Below are 24484 nucleotides of genomic sequence, written 5' to 3' on the forward strand. Positions count from 1 at the left end.
CTCGATCAGATGGCCCGGCCAGGCCAGCGCCTGCGCGACCTTCGGGTCCTCAAGGCGCGAGGCCGGCTTGACGTTGACGACGCGTACCGTCCCCGAGCCGTCACCAGAAGGAAGTCTGGAACGTGGCTGCGGACCTTGCCGTCGATTCGCGCCACCATGCGCAAGGGCTGGGCGTAGATGCCGCACACCGACGGATCGAAGTCGGCGAGCAGTAGGCGGGCCAACTCGAGCCAGCTCTCGTGGACGACCTGGCCGCCCGTCGTTGCCGAGGCGTAGTCGCCCGAGTAGTGAGCCATGCCGTGTACCGAGCGGACCCGGCGCCACGGGTCCGACTCTGCGAAATCCTCCAAGCGCAACTGATTGAAGGGGACTTCGCGAGTCGACCCGTCGGTGTACCGAATCGACGCCGTAGGGATGTTGTGCTTGCTTCGGCTCTTCCTCGGGCGCTGTACGGCCATACTGGAATGGTGTGAAGAGGACGCACCACCCAAACCGGAAGCTCGTTAACGGTCAGCAATGACCGCTACTAACCGTTACCACTGCTCATGATCACGCGGAAATGCTCAATCGGTGCTCATGATCACGCGGAAGTGCTCACGAAACCGCGGAACCTACAGGCGGATGGTTGCGGAGGGCGGACCGCAGGCTGCGGCCGTACTGCCAGGCATGCTCGCGGGCCGCCGCCTCCAACTCGTCATATCCGTGCTGGGCTGTGAGCTGGCCGGCGTGCTTGCGGTACCTGTAGACCGGAACGGGCAGCAGGATTCCGGGGGCAAGATTCGAGATGCCGACGGCCGTGCAGTAGTCCTCGCCCTGGACGAGGCCGCCCATCGGGGCGGCGCGTACGAGGTCGGTGCGGGCCAGGATCGTGGTCGGCCCGATGGGGATGGTGTCGGCCGGGGACTTCCAGTACGTCCATACGTCGCCGGCCTCGTGGCGGCCGGGCGGGGTGGGGCACCGCCACAGGGTGGTCGAGCCGTCCGGGTGAAGGTCCTCACTCCACCCTGCACACCAGCCCACTCCGGCCGATTCCAGGGCGTTCAGTCGCAGGGACATGGCGTCGTCGGTGAACTCATCGTCATCGTCCGCCCAATTTGTGTACTTGGTGTCGACTTGGTTGAGGGCGAGGTTCCTGGCGCAGGCGGCGCCGACCGGACGGGGGAGCGCCAGGGTGCGGACCCGGGGGTCGTCGGCGAGCGGGGCCGGCAGCCGCTCGGCCGAGACACCGTCGAGTGCGATCACGGCCTGCCAGGGGACGGTCTGGCGGGTGAGGCTGGCGTGCATGGCGGTCAGGTAGTCGAGGCGGTCCTCGCGCAGGCGGGTGGCGATGACGACGGTGATCAGGGGAGCGGCGTACGGGGGCAGGGAAGACTCCTGGGACGGGGGTGGCTAGCGGCGGCTGGTGTGCTGCGGGGTGCCGGCCTGCGCGGGGGCTGCTGCGGGCGTGGTGCGGGGTGGTGCCGCGTGGGCCGGCTGGATGATGGGGGTCGGTGCAATGGGGGACCAGTGCTCGGGGTAGTCGCTGAAGTTGGTGCGCGGGTCTGTGGTCCAGTCCACGAGCCGGCCGGAGCCCTCGTGGGGCGCGCCGATCACTTCGATGCCGTGCTGGTGCAGGAGGTAGCCCCATTGCATGTCCTGCGCGTTGGCGGTTTCGTCGGTGACCGTCATGCGCACCGGTGGGGTCCCGTCGGGGGTGATCAGGTGGTCCAGCGTGCTGCTGGGCCACTGTTCGCCGCCGGTCAGCGCGGTGAGGAGCGCGGGTGGGGCGCCGTCGAGGAGGTCGGTGCCCAGCTCGTCCCAGCCGACGGCGACGTCATCGATGAGGTTGACATGGCCTGCAGGTCGCGCCCGAACTTGTGCTGGTAGGCGGCCAGGAGCAGGGGGAGATGGTGGCTGGGCACGCCGTCGTGGTGGACGTAAATGCCGCTGTAGCCCGAGGTGGTGGGGCGGGCGATGAAGGAGCGTGTGGACAGGGAGGTCTCCAGGTCGCAGGACCGGTTGAGGGAGGTCAGCGCGCCGGTCGGTGCGGGGGCGCCTGGCCCGGTGCTGTGCTGCTCGGCGGGAGCGCGGAACGGCTGGGGGCCGGGTGCTTCAGCGCCGGCGCAGGGTCACATGCGGCCCGCAGCGCCTCCAGGTCGCCCTGGTCGGCGATGGCCAGCGCGGACAGGGCGCGGCCGGCTGCTTCCAGGAGCAGTCTGGCTGGGGAGCCCTTCGCCGCCTCGCGGTGCTGACCGCGCCACTGGGCGGCAGCGACGAGGTAGTCGCTCATCGCGCGGAGCGCGGGTTCGGCGGCGTCCAGGAGGCGGCTGGTGACGGCGTGGACCTCTGCGGGCGTCTGGGCCGCGGCGAGTGCCGCCAGGTAAGGGGCGGGGTCCGGGCTGGGCAGGGGGCTGTCCGGCAGCGGGTGCTCGGCCAGGAAGGGCACGGCGTCGCGCCGTGCCCACCGCAGCAGGTCGGCGCGGGTGGCGATGCCGTGGCGGGCGGCGCTGATCTGGTCGGCGTCGCGGCCGGCGTTGTCGTACAGCTCGAAATCAGGGTGGGACAAGGGCGCTCCTTGGTGGCGCGGGGTCTATGCGCGCTTGAACTGCAGGGGTGTGGACGGCGGGCCGGAGGCGTCGGTGCGGGCGCACGTGTAGCCGATCAGCCGGGAGGGGCCGGCTGTCGCCGGAACGGTGGCGGCGTCGTTGCACACGAAGGTGTAGCGAATGGAGCTGCGCGCAATGTCGTGAAGCCAGGCCCGGTCGTCCTTGTTGGGGATGATCTCCAGGCCGGCGCGGGTGACGGTGTCGGTCTGGGTGTGGGTGTGGGAGAACAGGATCAGCGCGCCGCCCTCGGTGGTCTTGAGCGCGTAGGCGTCCGGGAAGCGGTTGGTGGTCCCGGCGAACACGCTGCTGCCCTGGGACCCGTACTGGCGGCCGGTCTCGGCGTGGACCTTGATCTGCCGCTTGCTCGCCTCGGTCGCAGCGAACACCTTCTGGCCGGAAGTGGTGCCACCGGTGGCGAAATTGTCGAGGACGCCGCTGCGCAGCAGGTCTGCGTTGGCGGCGAGGGACTGCCCGTTGGGCGCCATCGCGGTGGCGTACCCGTCGGAGTCCAGCGCGATCGAGGGCAGCGTGGTGTCGTCGAGGTCGGTCACTGAGACCATCTCCCACCGCTGGTGCTCCGGCTGCTCGGCGAACACCGCGAGCCGGGAGGGGGCTTTGCCCTGGGCGGTGGACAGCGCGGCGACGAACCAGCGGGGCTGGCCGGCGGTGACCCGCGGGATATACAGGCGGGCGCTCGCCAGGTCGTAGGACCACGGCTTGTACGGCTTGCGCTCAGCCTTGGTCAGCCCGCCGTATTCCGTGTACTCCGCGAGCGACATGGCATAGAGCGAACCGTCCTCGACGGTGTCGAGCAGGGCGCGGTCGTCGGTGGCATTGGCCTGGTTGTTGATCATCGAGTAACGGGCGATGACGGCCCTGGCCTGGGCAGTACTGAGAGCGGGCGGCGGCTTTGCCACGGAGCTTGGGGTGGGGGTCGGTTCGGCGTGGGAGGAGCTGGTGCCGGTGGTGCAGGCGGCCAGGGCCAGGGTGAGGCAGGTGGCGCCGGCGATCAGCGGCAGAGAACGATGGGCAATGCGGATGGAGACTCCAAAGGTCAACGGGAAGTGGTCAGCGCCTACGGGGCGAAGAGGGGCTCACGGCCTGAACGGCGGCGGGTGTCGGAGCACGGCAGGGTGGGAGTGCTGTCGGGGTGAGGTGGTCCGCGTCGAGGCGCAACTGGTGCGCTGCCTGATAGAGGTGATCGCGGGCGTTGTTGAGCAGTTGGTCGAGGGCGGAGTGGGTGACGTGCCCGGCTCGGGCCAGTTCCGGCAGGCCCGCGAGGGGGGCGGCGTGTTGCAGGAGCCCGGCGTGGGCGACGGCTGTCCCGAGATCGGCCACGACGCACCCCACGGTGCCCACGGCCTGCGTCAGCGCGGTGACCCTGCGCTGCGTGATGCAGTCCTTGGGGTCGGCCGGGCTGCTGATGCCCCGGTTGGCGAAGGCTGCGCTGCTCGTGACGTGCATGATCAACTCGGCGATGTCGCGGATCCGGTCTTCCAGCTCGTCGAGGTTGTCGCTGACGTAGTGCCGGGCGTTGGTGAAGGGCATGTCCTGGGCGGCCTGGTGGATGCGCTCGGCCAGAGAGCGCAGTTGGCTCCTGGCGTCGAGGTCGGACAGCCGACGGGATCCGGGAGCCACGCTCAGGAGCGGGTCAACGCTGGGGCGCACGGGCAGCGGGCGGCGAGGCCGGCGGAAGGCCGCGCGCGGTGGTCGGTGCGACGTGGCGAAGGTTCACTCCGATGCCCTTGGCCGCGAGCAGTCGGGCCACGACTTGGATCCGCAGCGCCCGACCGCTCTCCCCATACTCGGTCGGCAGGAGGAATGCGGCCTGGTGCGGGTGGTTCTGAAAGCCCCAGGCATACAGCGTCAAACGGGCCTGCTCAGGGACGCTGTTGTACGGCGCGCCCAGAGCCCCGTCGTTGTACAGCGTCAAGGTGAGGACCTGGTCGACGTGCGGTGGTGCGGGCCGATGCGGCGCGTCGGGCTGGACCGCCGCATTGTCGAACACCATGTCCAGCGCCTGCTCGTAGCGGGGCAGCACCCGTCGCGCGACGTGGGCCGCGGCCCGGGCCGGATCGTGGGAGACGGCGATGCCGTTGGGCTCCTCGACACCGTCGAAGTGGTGGGCCTTGACGCCGTCCTCGACGGGTTCGAGTGGAGCGACGACAAACTGGTGCCGGTAGCGGGGTCGGTCGGTGACGTAAAGCCGTTGGCGTTCCGGGCCGTACAGGATGGCGTCGTGGGCCAGGACGTACTCGCTGACGATGTAGTGGATGTGCCCGTTGTCCCAGAGCTGCTCGGCCCGGGGGAACTGGTCCTCGTACCGTTCGTGGCGTTGGTAGTCGCTGGTCCAGGACCCGGGCAGGCGGGCGGCAAGAGCGCTGGCGAAGTCGGACAGGTCGGATCGGGTTGCGGTCATGGATTCCTGAGGGGAGAGGGTGCCGGAGCCGCCGGCGGCGTCAGCGTGTGTGCCGCGGCGCCGGCGGGAGCGCCGACGCAGGGGGACGCGGTGTACGGGCGGGCGCCATGGTGGGCCGGAAAACTGGAGCTTGGGCGGTCAGTGCTCGCATCCTGTCCTCGGCGACGTGCAGCACCTCGCCGAGGTTGCGGATCTCGCAAGCGGCGTCGGCGAGGTCGTACGACAGGTCGAAGCCGTCGTCCTCCTGGGCTTCCTTGGCCTTCTCACCGGCTGCTTCGAAGAACTCGCCGAGCCGGTCCAGCAGACCGTTGATCGGGTCCAGGATCTGGTGCAGCAGCGCGGCGGCCTCGGCGTGCGATCCGGCCCCGTTGAGCTGGTCGGTGAGGGCGAGCAGAGCGTTGCCGTAGACGTACCCGGCGCTGCTGTCTGCGACCTCGGCGGGAGGTTCCGGTGCTTCGGGCTGGGCTGCGGCGGACATGCCCTGGCTTTCGGTGGACGCGAGAGGTACGGGCAGCAGTCTGAGGTGGGTGAGCCGCTGGTCGATGGCCTCGATCATCGGCGTGGCACTGTCCCCGTGGCGGACTTCGGGCCGCTCAGGGGCGCCGGGGTCGGTCGAGGGGACCGAGTCGTAGATCAGATCGAACAGCTCTGGCCGGTCCTGGTGTTGGCGGGTCACGATCCACCCCTCGGGATCCCCCGGCGGACGCTCGCAGGACGGCTCCTGGAGTGGGCCGATGATCAGGTAGCTGTCGTCGGGGAGCGATACGTGCACGAGGTACGAGCTGAGCCCGAACACGATGTCGCACTGCAGCCCGTGCTGCCGCAGGGGCGTGATGATGTGCGCGTGGCGCCGCCACAGCTCCCGCCACCAGGCGGTATGCACGTTGCGGTGGTCGGGAAGCGGTGCGAGAGGCGAGGGGCCGGCAGGTACGCTGCGCGCGGCGGGGACGGAATCCGGGGAGCTTTCGTTGTCAGCGGCCACGGTTGCGCCTGTGGGGGATCAGTGCGCGCAGGCGCGGGGTCCGGTAGGCGGTGCGGGGCTGTTGCTCCGGTCGGGCAGAGACCGCGCAGTCGGATGCGTATGCGTCGTAGGTGCCGAGCAGGTCGTGTTCCATCTGAGCTTCGTGATCGGCGATCTGTGCCATGAGGTCGTCGTGTTCGGCCTGGCTCTGCTGGTACGCGGCCCAGTCAGCGTCGCTGAAATGAGTGGGGCGGTTCAGGGGACTCCTTGGGAAGGGGTGCGCCGGCATGGATGCGTCGGCTCGGTTAGAGACGGTGCGGGCTCGGCTTGGGCGGCACGGGTGCCGGGAAGAAGCGGTGCAGGTCGAGGTACCTGTCGAGTTCCTTGACCGCATCGCGCAGCGCTTCCGACGTGCGCCGCAAGTAGGCGCGGGCCGTGGCGTGGTCGATGACCATGCGGTTTTCCGCGTATTGCCGGTCGGTCGGGTTGCGGGACCGGGCCAGGGAAAACGCGGTCTCTGCGGTTTCGGCGAAGTGCGGTGCGGCGAAGGCAGACAAGGTGGCGGCCGTCGCGAGGTGGGTCAAGACGGCGCTGCCGACACGGCTCGTGCTGTGGGCGCTCCGCGCCCATGCGGTGGTCAGGTCCATGACGTCGCGAGAGAGGGTCTGCGCGTCGGCGGCGTGTTGGATCAGCGCGGCATAGGGCGGAGAGGCCGGTACGCGGCCGGTGTTATCCAGGAGCTGCCACTGCTGGGCGGCCTGGCTGAGCTTGGTCTTCACGACGTCGAGTGCGCCGATCAGGCGGAGGGTTTCGCTGTGCGGCATCAGTTCGCGCTGGAAATCCGGATTTATAGGCACCTCACGTGTGCTGCTCCTGCGCGGGTTCGATGGCCACGTGCACGGTGCGGTGCTCTGCAGCTGCGGGCCGGCGAGCGGTCGCGCGAGGGATGCACAATCCTCGTTCCGGGTCTCCGAGTCCTACGGGTATCGACAAGCCGGTGCGGGCTACGGCTCATCGAAGTCGAGGTCGTCGAGGGTGCCCTGCCGGTAGTGGAAGACGTGCTCTTCGAGCTGGGCGAGACGGCCGTAGGCGGGGTTCTCGCGGAAGGCGTCGGTCCGGTCGAGGGCGTATTGCTGTTTTTCTGCCTCCGCGGTGAGGACACGGGCGGCATTTCGGGAGGAGACGCTCGCCCACTGGGCCATGTCGGTGGGGGTGGCGTCCTTCATCCACGCCCAGGTGCCCCGGCCGAGCCGCAGAATGCTCTCCGGGTGGTAGAGCCCGCCGGTCTTGCGGTGGCGGCGAGGACTTCGCCGCTCGGCGAAGTCGCGCGCGACCGACTGGGCGGCTTTGTAGATTGCGGCGTCGTACAGCTCTGGGACCTGGCGGATCCGCCCGTCCAGAGCGGCGTGGAGGTCTGCCAAGTGGATGCGGCCGTTGTCGGCGGTGACCTCTTCGGCCGCTTCCAGCGCGAGCTTGCGCAGTCGCGCGTCGAAGTCGTTACTCACGGAAGGTCACGCTCCTTCCACACGGCCGCCATCTCGTCCAGTGCCGTCGTGGCGTGGGCAATGACCTCGCGGGTCACAGCGCGTCCAGGGGCGGCGAACTGGGGGTCGTACAAAGCGAAGGTCTGGCTCCCCCGGACCTGGGCGAGCGAGGGCAGGACCTCGCACAGGAGCTGGGTGGCGACCCGGCGCTGCCGCTTGTCCTCCTCGCTGCGCTCGGTGCGCTCTGCCCACGCGCCGGCCAGCGTCAGGGAACCCTCGACGACTCGGTCGGCCAGTTCGGGATCCTCCTTGCGCAGGCGGGCGAGCTGGACCTCGGCGGAGTTGGCCTTGGCCTTGTTCTCCTGCGCGACCGCGTATGCCTCGTTGAGTCCGGTAGCGCCGCTGATCACCGGGTCGACGTGGTCGGGCGCGTGCTGCAGCACGACGTTGGCCTTGCTCACGATGCCCCGCGACATTCCCAACTGTCCACTCAGGAAACGGGAGGACTGTCCACTCGGTGGACGGTCGCTCTGTTCACTCAGGAGACAGGCTTTAGCCGTGATCATGGCCAGCTGGCCCTTGGTCAGGTTGCGCCGGTGAAGGTTCGCAGACAGGACGTAGCCGTCGGGGTCGTCGCCTTCGTACGTGGTGAACGAGGGCTCGGTCTCAGCGATCTCGCAAGCCTTCAGACGGTTGCGTCCGTCGAGGACCTGGCCGTCGCGGTCGAGGACGACGGGGTGCAGCAGCCCGTGTTCCTTGATGTTGTCGGCGAGGGCGGTGAGATCTTCCTCGTCGAGCGCGGGGAAGAGCAGAATGGTGGGATGGAACTGTATGGGGATCTCCTGGTGCGAAAGGGGGTGTGATGCGGCTGGTGTGGCCGACGGGGCGGATGGGATCTCAGTGCATCCGGGCATCTGTATCGAATAGTGACAATTCGTTCGGGTGGAGCTGGTGTTGCACGATGAAAGATCGCCCGGCGACCTTCCAGAGCCCTCGGCCGCGGTTGAGGCGGGAGATGGCGTCCATCTCGACGGAGGTGAGGCCGAGCAGGGTTGCTGCTGCCTGCAGCTGGTCGGTTTCCTGGCGGTAGATGATGCGGGTGGAGCAGTCGGCGAGCAGGCCCTCGGCCAGGGCGCGTCCGCGGGATCCGGCGTCGCCTGCGGTGAGCAGGTCGGACAGCCGGTGGATCACCATGAGGTTGGCGATGCCCAGGCCGCGGGAGAGTTTCCACTGGGCCTGCATGCGTTGCAGGAGGCCCGCGTGGCGCATCAGGCGCCACGCCTCGTCGTAGACGATCCAGCGCCGGCCGCCGTTGGGGTCGGTGAGCGCGGACTCCATCCAGGCGGAGGCGCACGTCATGGCCAGCACGAGGGCGGTGTCGTCGCCGGATCCGCCCAGTTGCGACAGGTCGATCGTGAGCATCGGCGCGCTGGGGTCGAAGGTCACGGTGGAGGGGGCGTCGAACATCCCGGCCAGGTCGCCGTGGATCAGCCGTCGCATGGCATGCGCCAGGTCACGGGCCGCGTCGCCGAGCCGTCCCGACATCATCCCGGCGGCCTCGTCGAGCGCGGCGGGATCGTTGAGGGTGGCCGCGACATCACCGAGGAGCGGCGTGCGGCCAGTGAGGGTGGCGTGGGTGACGGTGGCGTCGAGGGCGATGTCCAGGGCAGTGTGCTCCATGGGCATCAGGTCCCGGCCCAGGACGGTACGGGCGAGGGAGCCCAGCAGGAGCAGGCGCCGCTTGCGGATCTCCCCGCCCCAGTCGGCAGCCGCGATGCTCGCCGGCCGCGGGGCTGCGTCCAGGGGATTGAGGCGGCCGGGCAAGCCCGGGCCGAGGGCCACGGACGTGCCGCCCAGGGCCTGCGCCACCGCCGTCCACTCGCCCTTGGGATCGCACGGAACGTAGACGCGGTACCCGAAGGCGACCGAGCGCAGCGCGAAGCTCTTGGCCAGCGCGCTCTTGCCCTGCCCGATGACGCCGGCGAGCAGGATGTTCGGGTTGGTGAAGCCCTCGATCTTGCCGTACAGGGCGAACGGGTCGAACACGAAGGACGCTTCGGCGTGGACGTCACGGCCGATGTAGACGCCTTCGGCGCCCAGGCCGCCTTCGGCGAGGAACGGGTACGCGCCGGCCGCCACCGCGGTCGTCATGCTGTGGGCGGGCAGCTTCAGCCGGTTCTTGCGGGCCGAAGCCGGCCCCGGCCGGCCGCCGAGGGGATAGAGGGCAGCGGGGGTCGCGTGGGAGGCGGATGTGCTGTCGGTCGGTCGGGTGCTCGCTTCGGCGCGGGCCTTCGCGGTGGCCTCAGCCACCTGGCGGCGGGCTGCTTTGCGGCTGGCCCGGTCGGTTCCGTGCGGGGTGAACAGCGCGGACGCCGAGGCGCGGCGGGCGGGCCGGTGACTCATCGGGCCCCTCTCATCGGCGGTTCATCGGACGCAGGCGGTGGTGTGCGGGCGCAGGTCGGTGGGGGTGGTCTTGCGCCGGATGCTGTGCCCGGCGGCGAGGTGGCGCTGGCAGATGGTCAGGACGGGTGGTCCCTCGGGCAGCCGGTCCGGATGGCACGCGCTCGCCTCGGCGCCTTCTGCCGCCGAGCTGGGCAGCAGGTGAAAGGCCAAATGGATCTCGGCGGTCGCCTGCCAGAGGAGGGTGTGCGCGGTGGTGAGGTGGCGGCCGGCGGCGGGGTGCGGTGGCCGCGTGGTCTCGGAGAGGTGGTCGAGGAGGTGGTGCAGGGCGGTGAGGTGGGCGTGGAGTACGTCCAGGTGCACGCGGTCCGCTGGAGCTGCGGGGGTGGTGCGTGTCAGGGCGCGGGTGTGATGGCGGACTCCGGCGTTTGCGGCCCGGAGGTAGGGGTGCGCATCGTCCGCAGGGGTGCGAAAGGTCAAAGGTGGTGTTCCTTCCTGCCATGGGCAGGGATGTCTGCGGGGATCGGTCGGTGAGGTGGATCAGCGGGGACGGCGCGGTGCCTTCGGCGGCGGGGTCGGCACTGTTGCCGCGGGTTGGGCGGGGGCACGCTGGGCCAAGAGGCGAGCCTGCTCGTGGCGCAGGTCGTTGTACGAGCCGGGGGCACGGGCCCCGGGGTGGCTCTCCTCGGGCAGCAACGTTGTGTCACTGGCCGAAGGGCCGGGAGCACCTGGAGCGGCGACGTCGTTCAACCATGCTTGGAATGACGGCAGTTCGTAGAGGGTGCGGTGCGCATCGTGGAGGTCGGTGGCAAGGACGACGAACAGCCAGGGGCGCTCGCCGTCCTCCTGACCGGGGCCGGTCAGGGCCAGGGTGAAGGCCCGGCGGGCGGGGAGGGCGGTCAGGAGTTCGAGGCGCTTGATCACGACGTCGAGGGTGTCGCTGGCCTCCATGGCCGTTGCTTCACGCACCTCTTCGTATGCGGAGCGCTGTTGCTCGATCACGTCTCCGTCCGCGGTGCGATGGACGTCCAGCTGCTCCTGGTGGCGGTGGCGCATGACCTGCAAGGGGGTAAGCAGGGCCAGGATCTCGTCCATCAGGTGGGGTGCGGGGCCGGCGGCGGGTCGCACCCCGGTCACAGGGCGGTCCGAGCCAGGGGCAGCGCGGCGAGGGTGAAGGCGTCTGGCTGCTGGTAGTTGAGGCGCCGCAGGTCCACGCCCGAGGTGACGGCGTGGGTTTCGATCTGCGCGCAGGCGGCGTCCAGGAGGGTGTCGGTCTCGGCGGTGACGGTGACCAGGCCGGTCAGGGCCACGTCCGCGTGCCCGGCGATCAGCTGGCGCTCCCGCGTTTTGACGTCGGCGTACTCGACGGAGTCTTCCTCACTGTCGACCTGCCCCTTGCGGGTGCGCTCGTTCGCGTCGGCGATGATCGCGGCCTTCTTCCGCTGGACATCGCGCAGCGCGGACTCCAGCCCCTGCGGCGCGTAGATCAGGGACAGAGTGCGCCGTACTCCGGCGGTGAACATGATGCTGTGGAGGAACCCGGCCCCCATCTCGGTGCGGGGCCAGTTCTCCACCCAGTACGTGGCGTGGCGGGCGGAGTCGGTTGCCAGGCGGTCGTACTCCTCGACCTGGACGACGGGCCCGGCAGCTGCGGGGTCCGCCTCGGCGCGACCGGTGTCGGACCACTGCTGGAGCGCGGCGAGCGCCTTGGGATCGTAGGCGGTACGGATGACGGCGGCGATCTCCCGCGAGCTCAGCCAGCCCGTCACCATCAGTCCGGCGTTGCGGGCGGCCTGGGCGATGGACGCGGTGGTCTGTTCCATGACGGTGAAGGAGCCCGGGAGTCCTCCGCCGGCCTGGGAGATCAGTCGCCGGGCGGATTTGAGGTCGAGGGAGATGGCGAGGTAGGTCTCGTGCGGGGCGGCGGCGGGACCGGCGGAGGCGACCAATTCGGAGTAGATCTGGCCGGCGACCGGGATCTGGGGGTGACCGTTGTGGGCCCAGTGCCGGGTGAGGGTGTCTCCGCTGTCGGGGACCGTGCGCTCCAGGACCTGCACGGTGGCGATGTGCCCGGTGCGGGCGATGCCGGCGAGCGCGCGGCCCCAGCTGGTGACGTTGTGGTTCTGGGTGGTGGGGTCGAGCAGGGCGAAGGCGCGGGAGGTGACGCGGGCGATGGCGGTCAGGGTCTGCTGGTGTGGGTCGTACACGGCGGCAGCGCCGTTGGCGGAGTCGCCGGGGGTGACGACTTTGAGGGAGGCGGCGGTGCCGGGCAGGTGCAGGACGCCTTCCTGGCGGGGCCGGGTGACGGGCCGGGCGAGCCACAGGGTCTGCCCGGTGCTACGGCGGTGCGCGTAGCGGGCGACGATCGGCGCCCAGTCGGTCAGCGACCGCCCATGCCGGCGGATCATCACGAGCGCACCTGCCGCGGCCCACAGGGGTGTCAGGGCGATGGCGCCGAGCAGCCCGGTGGAGACCACCGTCATCAGCAGCAACGCCAACGCTGCTGTGACAAGTGCAAGTTGGGGTAGGGAGAGGCCGAGGAGGATGCCGCGGCGGGAGCGGTGCGGGAACTTCACCGTGACCGGGGCGACGGACAGATCAGTCAAGGGGACGGGTCCTGGGGTCGGCGGTGGGGCCCGGGGGCGGGAGGTGCGGTGCACGTCCCGCCCCCGGACAGCGGACAGGGGATCAGAGGCTGGCCGGGGGAGTCGGCGGCCCGGCCGGCCGGCCGGTTGCGGTGGCGGGTGCACTGGTGGGTGGCGGTGCACCCTGGGGCGGCGGGCTGGTGGTCGGCGGGGCGGACATCCGACCACCTCCCGGGCTGGGCGCGGCGCTCGCTCCGGGACCGATCGCACCGGGACCGTTTGGTTCTGTGCCTCCTATCTGGCCGCTGGTGTCGTCGGACACGCTTGTCGGCGGGGGCTGGAGAGCCTGCTCCAGGCCGGGCGGGGCACTCCCGCCGTCTGCGCCGGTGGGGTTGGCGGCGATGTCGCCGGGGAATCCGCCTGCGGAGTCGGGGCCCTGTGGGGCGGCTTCCGCTCCGGCTGCCGCGCCGCCGGCCCCGGCGGTGGCTGCTGCGGCTGCCTTGCGGGCGGCCTTCTCGGCGTGCTGCTTGGCGATCTGCGCTCCGGCGCCACCGGCACGGTGGATCGACTCGCCGTCGGTGCCGTCGGCAGCCCAGTGCACGAACTTGAAGACCGCGTACGGGCACAGCAGCACCAGGACCATGATCACGATGCCGGACATGACGTCGGCGAGTGCGCCGACCCCGTCCTTGGACTCGGTGTTGCCCATGGCGGCGATGCCGAGCACGAAGATCACGGTCATGAGGAGTTTGGAGACCACCAGGGTGGCGGTGGCTTCGATCCAGCCGCGGCGCCACCGGCGGGTGGCTTCCCAGCCGCCGCCCGCGCTGGCGAAGATTGCCAGGGTGACCATGACGAGGATGCCGACCTTGCGGACCATCATCACGCACCAATAGAGCATGGCGCCCAGGGCGGCACCGAGGCCGGCGAGTGTCGCGATGAGCCAGCCCATGGGGATGATGGCACCGATTTGGGAGACCTTGACGATGCGGCGCACGGCCGTCTCGATCGTGAGGTGTGAGGCTCTGAACAGGCCGTCGGACAGGGCATCGACCACTTCGATGGCGACGGTGGTCAGCGCGATGGCTGCGAACGCGAAGATCACGCCGGAGGCGGTGCCGGTGAATGCCTGGGTGAGGGCCTGGCCGTCACGCTTGATGGCGGCGCGGATGAGCTGGGCGCAGAAGGTGGCGACGAGCAGGACCAGGCCCAGCGGCAACAGCATCTGGTAGTTGTCACGGAACCACGGTGCGTTCAGGTCCACCTTGGTGGTGGTATTCACAGCCGTGGCCGCCAGGTCGGCGGAGGTGGCGGCGAGTTCACCGGCGGACTTGGCCATCCAGTTGCCGATCGCTTTGCCCGGGTCGGTCGCGAAGTCCACCGCGTCGCCGACGGCACACGCCTTGCCCACGACGGGGAGGTCACAAAAGTCCATGAACGGGTTCCTCCATTCTTAGTCGGGGTGGGTCACGGCGCGACGCGGGGAGCGATGGCGACCAGGGAGCAGTCGTGGGCGGGCCGGCACTGAACAGCGAGGGACACGGCCCGGTCCTCAGCTCCGGAACCGCCGTTCTTCCAGGCGATCTGCTGCTTGCCGGTGATGGTGACGAGGTAGATGTATGCCTCGGTGATCGCGGTCGGATCATCGGCGAGGGCTTGCTGGAACGCGCTGGGGTAGTGCCCTTCGGCGACGGTGGAGGTGGCGTGCTGGGCGTTGTCGGCCATCCGCGACCACAGCACCGGATCAGGGACCTGCGCCGAGATCGACGGCCAGTCCGCGTACTTGCTCTCCTTGCTCATCCACGCGTTCATGCCGGCGAGCTGCTGGTCACGGCTGGTGTTGCGGGTGTCGTACGACCACAGCATCGCGGCGGCGGCCTTGGCGTAGGCGACCGGCTCCGAGACCGCTGGTGGCGGGGGAACCGAACCCGTCCCACCGGCCGGCCGCGACACGGCCTGAGACGGTGCAGTACTGCCGGTAGCCGAAGGCGTGGGTCTGCTGGCGCGGCCGTGCTGGCTACCGCCCCTGGAGAACCAGGCGAGGGAGGCGACCACCGCGAGGAGGCTGGTGAGGATGATCGCGGCGATGACGATGCGCCGGTTGGGCGACCAGTCGATGCCGCGAGTGGGCCGGGGCAGGGAGGGGAAGCGTTTCTGCATCAGTGGACCTGCGACCCCAGCACGCTGAAGAACGCGACGATGCCGTTGGCGGCGCCGAGGCCCAGGGCCGCGCCGGCGGCGACGACGGCGCCCTTCTTGCCGTTGGCTTCGGCCTGGTGGCCGCCGCTGTGGTGGCCCCAGGCCCACACCGCGAGCGATACGGCCAGCGCTCCGACGACGGCGACGATGCCGAACAGGTTGATGCTGTTGACGACGTTCTTCAGCACGGACAGGCCCGGCAGCCCGCCTTCCGCCGGCGCGATGCCGGGATCGTAGGCGAGGTAGGTGATGCGTTCTGCGAGTGGGAAGGGCATAGGTGTGGCAAGGCTCCTTGCGTACGCGGGCCAGGCGGGGGGCCGGCGGAAGGGGGGAGGGGAGGGGAGAGATGCGCTCGGGGCGCGGGAGAGGGCTGCCCGGGGCGGTGGCCGAGCGGGAGGGCGTTATACGACGCGGCGGACGGCGAGGATCGCCCAGTCCTTGAGCGGGGTGATCCGTACGGGTTTGGTCGTGCGCGGCGCCTCGATGACCAGGCCCGCGCCCAGGAACATGCCGACGTGTTCGGGGCGGGCTGCGGTGCCGCGGGCGAAGATCAGGTCACCGGGTTGCAGCTGGCTGGGGGCAACCGCCTTGCCTTCGTTGACTTGCGTGTACGTGGTGCGGGTGAGGGTGATGCCGGCGTGGGCGTATGCCTGCTGCATCAGGGAGCTGCAGTCGCAGCGGCCCATCGGGTCAGGACCGTGTGAGTCGGTGCAACTGCCGCCCCACTGATAGAGCGTGCCGAGCTGAAACATCGCCCATTCGATGGCCTTGCGTGCCTTCGGGTCGGTATCCAGCGGGATCTTGTACCCCTTGGGCACGCTGCCTTCGGGGATGCGGCCGTATCCGGAGCCGTCAGCGGGAGTAGTGCAGCCGGTGGCGCCGGCCCCGGGCTCCGTGCCGTCCGTGTCCTTGCCGGCGTTCGGGAAGGTTGCGGCGATAGCGCTCTGCAGCGCGGTGGCCAGGCCCTCCCACTGCGCGTACGCGTCGGGGTAACCCGATGCCTGCACGGCCTGGGCGGCCTGGGTGACGGTCAGTTGCTGCCACCCGGAGACCTTGAGTAGGTGGTGGTAGAACTGCTCGGAGGCGTAGATGGGGTCGCGGATCTGCTGGGCGGTGCCCCAGCCTTGCGAGGGCCGCTGCTGGAACAGGCCGAGTGAGTCGCGGTCCCCGGAGTTCAGGTTGCGCAGCCTCGACTCCTGCATCGCGGTGGCGATGGCGATGATCTGCCCTCGTACCGGCACGTGCAGGCTGATCCCGGTGGCCACGATCGTCTGGGCGTTGGGGATCTGTTCCTTGGGCAGGGTGAGGCCCTTGATGTGGACGTCCTTGTCGGACGCGCCGTCGAGGATGGCGGTGACCTGCTTGCTGACGGCGTCGATATCGACCGTGTCGAGGCAGTCGCTGAGGGAACCGGTGTTCTGGACGGCTTCGCTGGAGGAGGCCAGCATCATGGCCGTTCCCGCGAGCAGGAGGGGCGACAGGACGGCGACGGCGATGCCGGCGGCGAGCCCCTTCAACCGGAGCGAACCACTGGGGCGTTAGCAAGCGCGGGTGTCGGCGGGTGGCGCGATGGCATGGGTTTGTCCTTCGAGGTGCGGTGTCCGGCGTGCCGCATACGCGCTGGCGTGGTGGAAGGGTGCGGCGGCCGGGGGCGGGCAATCGAGACGGGCCGGTGCGGGCGAGTTGCCGCTCGCTTCGCCCGGCCGGGCGGTGCGCTAGGTGTGCCGGGGCAGGGGAAACCTCCGCAAGGTGTGGCGTGGGGATGACCGACGGCTGGTGCTCGCCGGCCGGTTCAAAAACAGTAGGGCCGAAATGGCCGTTGACCAAAAAGTTGGTTCGAGGGGTCGGAATTCGACCCCTCACCGGAGACTTCTTGGTCAGCGGCGGATTCGGCCCTATAGTTTTTGGACTCCCTCTCACCCTCCCCGCTCTGTGGCCCGGGCATTTCTATGCCCCTTCGGGCCTGCGGGGACTCGTCTGCGAGATGGGCAGTTCCCTTTGCTTCTCCCTACCCGAATCGGGGTTCCTCTTTGCCATTTTCTCTACACCAGGGCGACGCTCTCAGTGTTCTGGCCGGTCTGCCGGATGACTGCGTCGACTCCGTCATCACTGATCCGCCGTACAACAGCGGTGGCCGGACCGCGAAGGAGCGCACGACGCGCTCGGCGACGCAGAAGTACACCTCCGCCGACGCCCAGCACGCTCTGCCGGACTTCACCGGCGAGAATATGGATCAACGGTCGTACGGGTTCTGGCTGACGCAGGTCATGACCGAAGCGCAGCGGCTGACGAAGATCGGCGGCACGGCCCTGCTGTTCACCGACTGGCGTCAGTTGCCTGTCACCACGGACGCGATCCAGGCGGCCGGCTGGCTGTGGCGGGGGGTGCTGGCCTGGCACAAGCCGCAGGCCCGGCCCCAGAAGGGCCGGTTCACCCAGAACTGCGAGTTCATCGTGTGGGCGTCCAACGGCGCGATGGACGGCTCCCACAACCCCGTCTACCTGCCCGGCATGTACTCCGCCTCGCAGCCGTCGGGGGCCAAGCGCCAGCACATCACTCAGAAGCCCGTCGAGGTGATGCGCGAGTTGGTCAAGATCAGCCCTGAACGCGGCACGGTCCTCGACTTCTGCGCCGGCTCCGGCTCGACCGGCGTCGCGGCCCTGTTGGAGGGCCGCGACTTCATCGGCGTGGAGAAGACCACTCAGTACGCGGCCATCGCGGCCGACCGGCTGACCGCGACGATCCGCGAAACCCTCACCCGGGACGACATGGTCCTCGCGGTCTGACGTCACACCCAACCCCGCCCGCGCCGGCAGGCACCCTTCCCAGTTCAGGTGGCGCCTGGCCGCGGCTCGCTGGCAGCGCGCCACCTGGGCTGCCCCGCGCCCACTTCAACTCCCCCTCGTTCTCCGCGTCTCGTAGGAGGCCACACTTTTGATGCCTGAACCTATAGAACCCAGCCCCGCGCAGGAGTTGGAGCCCCTCCGTATTCCGGACCCTCAGCTGGAGGGGATCGAGGCGAGCGTCCGGCGGCTCATGGAGCAGTCGACGCAGCAGGCCCAGCAGCTCGACCATCTCGCCTCCGCCCCGGCCGCTTCGCCGTTCGCGGCGTTCGGCATGCCGGGACTTGGGGGCCCGGCCCCTACCGCACCGCCGGAGCCGCGCCCGATCCTGGAGCTGGACGGGGAGGAACGCGAGGACGAACTCGACGCGCTCACCGACTGGGTCGACGACTTCCTCCTCGCGGTCTACGGGGCAGAGGTCACCACGGCGGCGCCCTGGTGCCTGCAATGGCAGGAGCACGACGACGTCGTGGCCTGGCTGCACGCCCTATGGCTGGCCTACCAGCAGCACAAGGACCCAGAAGCCGGACTGAGCGGCCTGTTCGTGTGGCACCGGGACTTCCTCACCCACGCCATCGCCGCGATCCGCGCGCCCGGCGGCCCGCTGTCGGCCTGCATGACCTCCCCGGAGCGTCCGGCGCACCGGCTGCTGCCCGGCCCTGCGCCGTCGGCCCGCACGGGAAAGTCAACGGCGAAGGCGACGGGACCTGCCGAGCGGGCCGAGCCGACGTCATGAACGGCAGGCGGCCAGCCTTCGGCCTGAGCTTCGATCCCCGCGCTCTGACTGATCTTCTCCAAGCTCCGGGCGACATACGCGATCTCACCCTGTCGTACCTGCAGGAGCTGGTGAATGCCGAGCGGTTCGGGCTTCGGCTCGACGGGGACTTGGAGGGCTACCGCAAGCTGTTCGTGGACTCCCGCAAGGACTGGCGCGTCGTTTACGGCGTGCGCCCGGCGCCGGAGGATTCCGTGCATCGACGGGAGATCCACGTCGTGGCGGTCCGGCCGCGTGCCGGCAATGACGTCTACGACGAGGTTGGGCGCCGTCTGGGCATGAACCGCCGGCCACTCAGCGCCCGCACCCACGCTGCACGCTCCAGCTCCCCGCAGCTCACGACCCGCGGGCCCGTGCCGAGGCCCGGGCCGCCGCCCTCCCCGATGCCGGGCCTGCCCCGCTCCGCGCAGAGCCCCGCGCACCACCACACCCACTAAGTCCACGGAGCGTCCGCCTATGTCCCCTGATCCCGCACCGGCAACAGCCCGGCGTGCGGTCTCCTCGCTCGACCACCGCATCGAGGCCGTCACCGGCCATGACGTCGACACCCTGTGGGCCTACCGCGACCGCGGCGTCCTCGACGAGGCGCTCACCCAGCTGGTCGACCGGCATCGCGAGCTGGCCCACGCGGAAACCGGTGTGACCTTCTACCGCACCCTCCTGCACCGCCTGACCAGCGGCGAGTTCCCCGTCGATGGCCCACTGCTCGCGCGTATCGACCGCACCGTGGACCAGCTGGAGGAAGCCGTCGACGCACGTGACACCGCAGAGCAGCGGGTGATCACCGCTCTGGAACCGATCGAGGCCACGACGCAGGACCGTCCCTCGGACGCGGGAGAACCGATTTCGGCCGCTGACCAGGCGGCGCTGCTGTCCCTCGCAGGTGGCGCCAAGGTACATGCGCACCTGCTCACGGGGCGAATGTCGGTGCCCACCGCCTGCGGCAGCAGGATTCCGTACGCCCACCTGCAGCAGCTCGAAGCCGCCGGACTGGTCTCCCGCGATACCAGCCACACAGTCGAGGCCGGGCAGCCCGTCACCTTGACCGACACGGGCCGTGCCGCACTGGCCGGCAGCCGCAGACACCGACCGGCAGCCGCACCACCGGCACCCAGGCCCGGCACATGGCCCCTCGCCCCCATCCGGCCCCGCCGCTGAATCCGGCCGCCAAGAAGGAGACCTTTGCCCACACCCGAACTCGATCTTCATCTCGACGGCTTCGAGGCCGCAGACCCACAGATCGATCGCGCATTCTGGATCACGATCGGGGTATGCCAGGACGAGTTGCTTCCCCTGGCCGAACATCACAGCCCCTCCGGAACGAACAGCTTCTACGTCCTGCACGACAGCGCGGCCACCTGGGGCCACCCCGGAGACCCGCAGATCGTTGCACTGCATCTGCAACGCGATGTGACGGCGAAGACGTTCACGTTCGAAGCCAAAACCCTGCCCCTGGCGCCGATGGCGCAATCCTGGCTCATTCACCGCGGCTGCCCCGCCAAGGCCGTCGACCTCAACCCCGACCTGGGCCCCGCTCCGGCAGACGAGGCGACACGGACCTTGGAGCGGCGACTCATGGGGGACGGAGACCACTTCGCGTACGGGTACTCCTACACCCGCGACGACCCGAACGACTGGGTCACCGTCGTAGCCCTGCGCGCGATGGATGAACGGACCCCCTCACCGTTCCGCGTCGTCGTCGAAGAAGTCGACACCCAAACCTGGACCCACACCCTGCGCGAGGGCGGCTTCGCCACCGTCGAGGACGCCGTCCAATGGTGCGACGAGCGGATCGCCGGCACCGCCGGGCCCCTCCCGCCCGTCCGCCCGAGCACGTCCTCCACCCGCCCTGCCGCGCACCCGATAGCCCCCGCTGCGCGTCCGCCCGGCCGCTCGCGTTGAACATCCGCACGGGTTGGCGCCGCGCAACATAGCCGATGATCGCCGGTTGGCCAAACCGGCGATTGTCCGGACTCTTATGCAGACGCCGGACAACAACTCCGGCGCGATTTCGCGCAATCCCTACGCCTGCACGGAGGTTTCTTCCGCATGCGCTCAACCGAACTGCTTCTTCTCGCAACCAAGTGGTCATGACGTAGCGGTTTTCCCGCTCGTCCGTCAGTTCCGTACCTCTGCAATCCGGGCGCCGACGCCCGCAGGATAGGAGTTCTCCTTGTCCGATGACCTATTCGACAGCACGCAGGATGTCGTGGGCGTACTCACCGACCAGATCGAAGCCCACTTCGACATGGACATCGAGCAGTTGAAGGCCGCGGTCGCCGTCCAGCCGACCACCAGCCCTGATGCCACCGAGGTCGTCAGGTGGCACGGCCTTCTCGTCGGCGCCCAGAAGGTTCTCGACCGCGCGGAGGACGACCTCCTCGCCGCGCTGGAAACGCAGCCCAGCGAGGTCGACGACCCCACGATGGGCCTCGCGCACCGCGTCAACGCAGCCGTCACCGCACGTGACGGGCGCGCCCTGGTCGTGCGCTGGCTCCTGGACCCGGAGGCCCCCGGCAAGCAGGACCCCGCCGCCCAACGTCTCGGCCGCCCCAACCGCGCCGGGCCGGCCGTGCAGACCAGCGCCGCGCTCCGACCCGCGACCGCAACCGCAACCGCATCGCCGGCACGCACGGGGAAGGCAGCGCAGCGATGAGCGACAAGCTCACGCCCAGCAGCTCGCCGACCGCGACGGCTATCGGACCGCGCTTCGCGAGCGGCTGGGCGCCATGCCACCGCCCGGCCCGCAGCCCCGCCCCGCCCGCGTAACACCGCCACCCTGCCCCCGACCGTCGCCGCCCCGGCACCGCAGCGTGCCGGGGCGGCCACGGCGGGCCGATCGTGAAAGCCACCGATTGCCCCACCCCACGTCCACCGACATAGCCGGGCGGATCGAGGACCTGTACGGCGCTTCGCTGGCTGATCTCGGAGCCCGTGCCCAGGACCAGCCGCCCGGCATGCTCGCCGCCCTGCTCGCCATGCACGACGACCTGGCCCTTGCCGAGCGCAGCATCACCTTCCACCGAGACCGCCTCGCCCAGCTCGTCCACCCCGAGCGGCAGATCGGCGGATACGAGGTCTCCCACGTCCTGGACTGCGCGCGCCGGCTCGCCGAAGCGGTCGCCGTCCGCGACGTCCAGACCAGCACAGCCTCCGCTGTTCTTCGAAGCCTCGCCCGCGTCACCACGCCCGCGCCGTCCCCGGCCGCGGCGTCTGTCGCACCCGCCGCACCCGTCCCGGCCGCAAGTACCGCCCGCAGCCGCTGACCTTCGCGGCCACCACCCCCCTGCTACCGATCCTGGAGTTCCTCCCTTGGCCCTTACCGGTCTGCCCACCGACACCGACGCTGACATCGCCCGGGTCGCCGAGGCACTCGCCATGATCACTCCGCGCTGGAACGTGCGGATCCTGCTGGCCATCTCCGGCCGGGCGCTGCGCTATAGCGAGATCTCGGGCAAAGTGTCCTGGCTGAATGACAGCCAGCTCCATCCCAAACTGCGGGCCCTGTGCGACGCCGGCCTCCTCCAGCGCACCGAACACACCACACGGCACGTCACCTACGGCCACACCGAGCGCGGCGCTGCGCTGCTGTCGGTCCTGCCGATGATCGTCACCTGGGCCGAGGAACATCTGGAGACGGCAGAGCACCCGCTGCCCGCGATCGAGCAGATCGAGGACAGCCTCACCCTGCTCACCCGCAAGCACGCCGCCGCGATCTTGTGGGTGCTGAAGTCCAACGACGGGGTCAGCGGCCAGGCGCTGGCCAAGATCATCATGCCCAGCAGCCACTGGACCAACATCTACCCGCCGCTACGGCAGCTCGTCAGCGACGGCCTGGTCACCGTCGGCGGTACCGGGCAGCCCTATCGGTTGTCCGTAGCGGGTGAGGGCCTGGGTCCCGTCTTCGGCGCCCTGTCCGCGTGGGCCGGCGGCCAGCCGCTCACGCAAGCGGCCCGCCACCCGCTCTGGGGACGCCGGCAGGCCGAACCCACAGCGTTGCAGTGGGTCAGCAACCCATCGCGGGTGCCCACCGCGCCGACATCACGGCCACCGACCCGGGGCAGCGAGACCTCACACCCGACGTGGCAGAACCGCGACCTCTTCTCCCACCCCGCAGCGGCCCGCCCGAACGCGGCACTCCCGGCGGGAGTGCCGCGCCGATGACCGTCTTTTTCACCCCAACCGAAATCCGCAATGCCTTCGCCGCGCTCACTTCACCGGCTCTCATCCGCTTGATCACCGAAATCGACGACAACGGCCCGATCCCACCGCGCCGACTGGCCGCCACCCTCCCCGACCTCTCCCCGCACCAACTGCGCCGAGCCACCGAAACGGCTCGCGCCATGGGCCTTTGCAGGATCGGCCCCGGTGTCGGACTGGAACTGACCCCCTCCGGCGCGGAACTGGCCGATATCTACGACGCGACCGCCCGATGGGCACGGCACAACAACTACCCGCGCACGGTCTGCGACTTCACCACGCGCGTCCGGCACACCCTGCGCCTCCTGGTGCAAAGCTTGGTGGCCGGCACCGCCGAAAGCTCCCACCGCCAAGCGGCCGACGAGGACCTGGACCGCGTACGCGCCGTGCTGCACCAGCTGCTGCACTTCGAGGCGCAGAGCGCCGCGCACTTCGAGTCCGAGCCCGCCGCGTGAGCGGGGGCGTCACCCCGCGGCACGCCCGGTATACCGTGGGATTGCTGGGCGGCGTCTACCTGCCGCGCACAGTGGAGGCCCTCGCCTCCGCCATGACCACGTACGGCATCCCGCTGCTGGTCCTGACTACCACCGGCTCCGCAGGGCTGACCGGTTTGGCGTTCGCCCTGGAGTGGGTGCCCAGGTTGGCGGCGTTCGGTTGGGCGGGGGTGATCGTCGACCGGCGTGGGGCATCGGTCGTCTTCTTCTTCGGCTCCCTCGGCCGTGCGCTGGTCCTCGCCGCCGGCGCGGTCCTTCTCCTTCTCCATCCGGACGGCACGGTGGCGGCCGTGTCGGTGATGGCGCTCGCGGCCACCACTGGTGCGCTCACCGAGTTCAGTTACATCGCGGCCGAGACCGCAGGCGCTGCCGCCAGCCGCCGGGCCGCAGCACGCGCCCACCGCGTCCAAGCCGCCCTGCTGGGAATCGACCAGACCGCAAACCTGGCCGGACCAGCCCTCGCAGCACTACTCCTGCTCACCGGCCCGCCCCAGATGCTCACCGTGATCACCGTGCTGTCGCTGCTCGCCGCCCTCCTCGCGCTGCGCACCCCTCCCTCGCCCGTCACCCCGGCCCGCGCGCCGAAGGGCGACAGCGCGGGGCTGCTCGCTGGATGGCGGACCATCCGCTCCCTGCCCGCGCTCGGGTGGCTGGTAGCCGGTCTGACGGTGTCCAACTTGGCTACCGGGCTCTTGCAGGCCGCCAGCCCCGTGATCGTCGTCAACCACTTCGGACAGTCCACCACCGCCGTCGGCCTGCTCTGGTCAGCCGCCGCAGCGGCCACCCTCCTGAGCGTCACCCTCTGCCGGTTCGCGATCGACCGCCTAGGTCTGTGGCCGGTCGGCGCGACCTGCGGCGCCTTGGCCTCGCTTGCCTGCCTCGCCGCAGCACAAGCCCCCGACTACCTCTCCTACCTGGTCCTGGTCGCCGTGCTCATGGCCGCGGAGGGCGGGCTGGCGGTGGTCCTGCGCACCCTGCGCTCCCGCCTGATCCCGCCGAACCGGTTCGGCAGCACCCTGTCGGCGACCATCCTCATCCTCCTGCTGCCCTTCCCCATCGCCGGGGTTATGACTGCGCTCACCCCGCCCGATGCCCTCGGCCCCGTCATCACCGCCTGCGCCGTCCTGCAGGCCCTCGGGCTGTTCCTCGCCTTCACCCGACTGCGCACCGATCCCGCCCTGCGCGCCTGACCCGTTGCTTTTCCCCAGCCTGTGGAGAACGCCCCCATGCCCACTACCTGCCTTGCTCCATACCGTGCGCGCGGTCGCACCATCACCGAGCAGTTCCGCGCCTTCCACGCCCGGCACCCGCACGTGTACCGCGCGCTGGAGCGTAAGACCGCCCGCCCGCCAGCTCGCCACCGGCGCCACCCGCGTCGGCCTCAAAGACCTCTTCGAGGACCTGCGCCGACAACTCCCGCACGGCGTAGCCGGGCTGAACAACAACTTCACCGCGCTCTACGCCCGCCAGCTGATCGCAGCGCACCCCCAGTGGGCCACCGCGTTCGAGCTGCGCCGCCGCCGCGCCGACTGACAACAC

The 24484-nt window shown here is 70.1% G+C and carries 30 protein-coding genes and 1 pseudogene; 11 read left to right on the forward strand and 20 right to left on the reverse strand.

Annotation, left to right across the window (positions count from 1 at the left end):
* Positions 1-5 precede the first annotated feature (5 nt).
* From O3X23_RS44000 to O3X23_RS33170, 20 genes are all read right to left on the reverse strand, one after another.
* On the reverse strand, positions 6-458 hold the full coding sequence (locus tag O3X23_RS44000) for a TnsA-like heteromeric transposase endonuclease subunit (RefSeq protein WP_331283970.1): 453 nt from the start codon (positions 456-458) through the stop codon (positions 6-8).
* A 136-nt stretch (positions 459-594) separates the two neighbouring features.
* Positions 595-1284, reverse strand: coding sequence for a glycosyltransferase family 2 protein (locus O3X23_RS33080; protein WP_443048052.1), 690 nt, complete (start codon positions 1282-1284; stop codon positions 595-597).
* A gap of 105 nt (positions 1285-1389) precedes the next feature.
* On the reverse strand, positions 1390-1668 hold the full coding sequence (locus tag O3X23_RS44005) for a hypothetical protein (RefSeq protein WP_331283971.1): 279 nt from the start codon (positions 1666-1668) through the stop codon (positions 1390-1392).
* Positions 1669-2008: 340 nt separating this feature from the next.
* A complete protein-coding gene (locus O3X23_RS33090) occupies positions 2009-2545 on the reverse strand; it encodes a hypothetical protein (protein WP_269276134.1) in 537 nt (178 codons plus the stop codon).
* 24 nt (positions 2546-2569) lie between these two features.
* Complete coding sequence (locus tag O3X23_RS33095) at positions 2570-3643, reverse strand: hypothetical protein (RefSeq protein WP_269276136.1); 1074 nt, start codon at positions 3641-3643, stop codon at positions 2570-2572.
* 10 nt (positions 3644-3653) lie between these two features.
* On the reverse strand, positions 3654-4223 hold the full coding sequence (locus tag O3X23_RS33100) for a hypothetical protein (protein ID WP_269276138.1): 570 nt from the start codon (positions 4221-4223) through the stop codon (positions 3654-3656).
* Between the two features lie 13 nt (positions 4224-4236).
* Positions 4237-5004, reverse strand: a complete 768-nt coding sequence (locus tag O3X23_RS33105) for a hypothetical protein (protein WP_269276140.1) — start codon at positions 5002-5004, stop codon at positions 4237-4239.
* Between the two features lie 40 nt (positions 5005-5044).
* The gene (locus tag O3X23_RS33110) at positions 5045-5887 is read right to left on the reverse strand and encodes a hypothetical protein (protein ID WP_269276142.1); all 843 of its coding nucleotides are present in this window, start codon (positions 5885-5887) and stop codon (positions 5045-5047) included.
* Positions 5888-5975: 88 nt separating this feature from the next.
* The gene (locus O3X23_RS33115; RefSeq protein WP_269276144.1) at positions 5976-6149 is read right to left on the reverse strand and encodes a hypothetical protein; all 174 of its coding nucleotides are present in this window, start codon (positions 6147-6149) and stop codon (positions 5976-5978) included.
* Positions 6150-6270: 121 nt separating this feature from the next.
* Positions 6271-6822 carry a hypothetical protein gene (locus tag O3X23_RS33120; protein WP_269276145.1) on the reverse strand — a complete coding sequence of 184 codons (552 nt, stop codon included), beginning with the start codon at positions 6820-6822 and terminating at the stop codon, positions 6271-6273.
* Positions 6823-6969: 147 nt separating this feature from the next.
* The gene (locus tag O3X23_RS33125) at positions 6970-7470 is read right to left on the reverse strand and encodes a hypothetical protein (RefSeq protein WP_269276146.1); all 501 of its coding nucleotides are present in this window, start codon (positions 7468-7470) and stop codon (positions 6970-6972) included.
* Entirely contained in the window at positions 7467-8363 is an 897-nt protein-coding gene (locus O3X23_RS33130; RefSeq protein WP_269276147.1) for a ParB N-terminal domain-containing protein, read from the reverse strand. Before O3X23_RS33130 ends, O3X23_RS33125 begins: the two co-directional genes overlap by 4 nt.
* Positions 8347-9852 carry a VirB4 family type IV secretion system protein gene (locus O3X23_RS33135; RefSeq protein ID WP_269276148.1) on the reverse strand — a complete coding sequence of 502 codons (1506 nt, stop codon included), beginning with the start codon at positions 9850-9852 and terminating at the stop codon, positions 8347-8349. The genes O3X23_RS33130 and O3X23_RS33135 overlap by 17 nt, the downstream gene beginning before the upstream one ends.
* Before the next feature lie 21 nt (positions 9853-9873).
* Positions 9874-10329, reverse strand: coding sequence for a DUF6238 family protein (locus tag O3X23_RS33140; RefSeq protein WP_269276149.1), 456 nt, complete (start codon positions 10327-10329; stop codon positions 9874-9876).
* A gap of 60 nt (positions 10330-10389) precedes the next feature.
* Positions 10390-10986, reverse strand: coding sequence for a hypothetical protein (locus O3X23_RS33145; RefSeq protein ID WP_269276150.1), 597 nt, complete (start codon positions 10984-10986; stop codon positions 10390-10392).
* Positions 10983-12455, reverse strand: a complete 1473-nt coding sequence (locus tag O3X23_RS33150) for an SCO6880 family protein (protein ID WP_269276151.1) — start codon at positions 12453-12455, stop codon at positions 10983-10985. The genes O3X23_RS33145 and O3X23_RS33150 overlap by 4 nt, the downstream gene beginning before the upstream one ends.
* Before the next feature lie 82 nt (positions 12456-12537).
* Positions 12538-13869 carry an SCO6881 family protein gene (locus O3X23_RS33155; RefSeq protein ID WP_269276152.1) on the reverse strand — a complete coding sequence of 444 codons (1332 nt, stop codon included), beginning with the start codon at positions 13867-13869 and terminating at the stop codon, positions 12538-12540.
* Positions 13870-13901: 32 nt separating this feature from the next.
* Positions 13902-14594 (reverse strand): hypothetical protein, encoded by a 693-nt coding sequence (locus O3X23_RS33160; protein WP_269276153.1) that lies wholly within the window; start codon positions 14592-14594, stop codon positions 13902-13904.
* The gene (locus O3X23_RS33165; protein ID WP_269276154.1) at positions 14594-14908 is read right to left on the reverse strand and encodes a DUF6112 family protein; all 315 of its coding nucleotides are present in this window, start codon (positions 14906-14908) and stop codon (positions 14594-14596) included. Before O3X23_RS33165 ends, O3X23_RS33160 begins: the two co-directional genes overlap by 1 nt.
* Before the next feature lie 126 nt (positions 14909-15034).
* Complete coding sequence (locus O3X23_RS33170) at positions 15035-16150, reverse strand: C40 family peptidase (RefSeq protein WP_269276155.1); 1116 nt, start codon at positions 16148-16150, stop codon at positions 15035-15037.
* A 513-nt stretch (positions 16151-16663) separates the two neighbouring features.
* Between O3X23_RS33170 and O3X23_RS33175 the strand changes: the two genes are divergently transcribed.
* From O3X23_RS33175 to O3X23_RS33225, 11 genes and pseudogenes are all read left to right on the forward strand, one after another.
* Positions 16664-17419: a DNA-methyltransferase gene (locus O3X23_RS33175; RefSeq protein WP_269276156.1), complete on the forward strand. Its 756-nt coding sequence runs from the start codon at positions 16664-16666 to the stop codon at positions 17417-17419.
* Positions 17420-17669: 250 nt separating this feature from the next.
* Positions 17670-18212: a DUF4913 domain-containing protein gene (locus O3X23_RS33180; protein ID WP_269276178.1), complete on the forward strand. Its 543-nt coding sequence runs from the start codon at positions 17670-17672 to the stop codon at positions 18210-18212.
* Positions 18209-18688 carry a hypothetical protein gene (locus O3X23_RS33185; protein WP_269276157.1) on the forward strand — a complete coding sequence of 160 codons (480 nt, stop codon included), beginning with the start codon at positions 18209-18211 and terminating at the stop codon, positions 18686-18688. The genes O3X23_RS33180 and O3X23_RS33185 overlap by 4 nt, the downstream gene beginning before the upstream one ends.
* A gap of 19 nt (positions 18689-18707) precedes the next feature.
* Positions 18708-19409, forward strand: coding sequence for a hypothetical protein (locus O3X23_RS33190; RefSeq protein WP_269276158.1), 702 nt, complete (start codon positions 18708-18710; stop codon positions 19407-19409).
* Between the two features lie 24 nt (positions 19410-19433).
* A complete protein-coding gene (locus O3X23_RS33195) occupies positions 19434-20153 on the forward strand; it encodes a hypothetical protein (protein ID WP_269276159.1) in 720 nt (239 codons plus the stop codon).
* Positions 20154-20424: 271 nt separating this feature from the next.
* A complete protein-coding gene (locus tag O3X23_RS33200; protein WP_269276160.1) occupies positions 20425-20907 on the forward strand; it encodes a hypothetical protein in 483 nt (160 codons plus the stop codon).
* 199 nt (positions 20908-21106) lie between these two features.
* Complete coding sequence (locus O3X23_RS33205; RefSeq protein ID WP_269276161.1) at positions 21107-21517, forward strand: hypothetical protein; 411 nt, start codon at positions 21107-21109, stop codon at positions 21515-21517.
* A 46-nt stretch (positions 21518-21563) separates the two neighbouring features.
* Positions 21564-22415 carry a winged helix-turn-helix transcriptional regulator gene (locus O3X23_RS33210; RefSeq protein WP_269276162.1) on the forward strand — a complete coding sequence of 284 codons (852 nt, stop codon included), beginning with the start codon at positions 21564-21566 and terminating at the stop codon, positions 22413-22415.
* Positions 22412-22906 carry a regulator gene (locus tag O3X23_RS33215; protein ID WP_269276163.1) on the forward strand — a complete coding sequence of 165 codons (495 nt, stop codon included), beginning with the start codon at positions 22412-22414 and terminating at the stop codon, positions 22904-22906. Before O3X23_RS33210 ends, O3X23_RS33215 begins: the two co-directional genes overlap by 4 nt.
* On the forward strand, positions 22903-24135 hold the full coding sequence (locus tag O3X23_RS33220) for an MFS transporter (protein ID WP_269276164.1): 1233 nt from the start codon (positions 22903-22905) through the stop codon (positions 24133-24135). The genes O3X23_RS33215 and O3X23_RS33220 overlap by 4 nt, the downstream gene beginning before the upstream one ends.
* 36 nt (positions 24136-24171) lie before the next feature.
* Positions 24172-24478, forward strand: a pseudogene (locus O3X23_RS33225) (hypothetical protein).
* Positions 24479-24484 lie beyond the last annotated feature (6 nt).

It is taken from the genome of Streptomyces sp. H39-S7, assembly GCF_027158205.1.
Lineage (GTDB): Bacteria > Actinomycetota > Actinomycetes > Streptomycetales > Streptomycetaceae > Actinacidiphila.

Bases quoted from the DNA above. Each gene is read 5' to 3' on its own strand.
- O3X23_RS33190 (WP_269276158.1), top strand. From the start codon at position 18,708: ATGTCCCCTGATCCCGCACCGGCAACAGCCCGGCGTGCGGTCTCCTCG.
- O3X23_RS33215 (WP_269276163.1), top strand. From the start codon at position 22,412: ATGACCGTCTTTTTCACCCCAACCGAAATCCGCAATGCCTTCGCCGCG.
- O3X23_RS33130 (WP_269276147.1), bottom strand. From the start codon at position 8,363: ATGCCCGGATGCACTGAGATCCCATCCGCCCCGTCGGCCACACCAGCC.
- O3X23_RS33160 (WP_269276153.1), bottom strand. From the start codon at position 14,594: ATGCAGAAACGCTTCCCCTCCCTGCCCCGGCCCACTCGCGGCATCGAC.
- O3X23_RS44005 (WP_331283971.1), bottom strand. From the start codon at position 1,668: ATGACGGTCACCGACGAAACCGCCAACGCGCAGGACATGCAATGGGGC.
- O3X23_RS33185 (WP_269276157.1), top strand. From the start codon at position 18,209: ATGAACGGCAGGCGGCCAGCCTTCGGCCTGAGCTTCGATCCCCGCGCT.
- O3X23_RS33105 (WP_269276140.1), bottom strand. From the start codon at position 5,004: ATGACCGCAACCCGATCCGACCTGTCCGACTTCGCCAGCGCTCTTGCC.
- O3X23_RS33180 (WP_269276178.1), top strand. From the start codon at position 17,670: ATGGAGCAGTCGACGCAGCAGGCCCAGCAGCTCGACCATCTCGCCTCC.
- O3X23_RS33155 (WP_269276152.1), bottom strand. From the start codon at position 13,869: ATGGACTTTTGTGACCTCCCCGTCGTGGGCAAGGCGTGTGCCGTCGGC.
- O3X23_RS33135 (WP_269276148.1), bottom strand. From the start codon at position 9,852: ATGAGTCACCGGCCCGCCCGCCGCGCCTCGGCGTCCGCGCTGTTCACC.
- O3X23_RS33165 (WP_269276154.1), bottom strand. From the start codon at position 14,908: ATGCCCTTCCCACTCGCAGAACGCATCACCTACCTCGCCTACGATCCC.
- O3X23_RS44000 (WP_331283970.1), bottom strand. From the start codon at position 458: ATGGCCGTACAGCGCCCGAGGAAGAGCCGAAGCAAGCACAACATCCCT.
- O3X23_RS33115 (WP_269276144.1), bottom strand. From the start codon at position 6,149: ATGGCACAGATCGCCGATCACGAAGCTCAGATGGAACACGACCTGCTC.
- O3X23_RS33080 (WP_443048052.1), bottom strand. From the start codon at position 1,284: ATGCACGCCAGCCTCACCCGCCAGACCGTCCCCTGGCAGGCCGTGATC.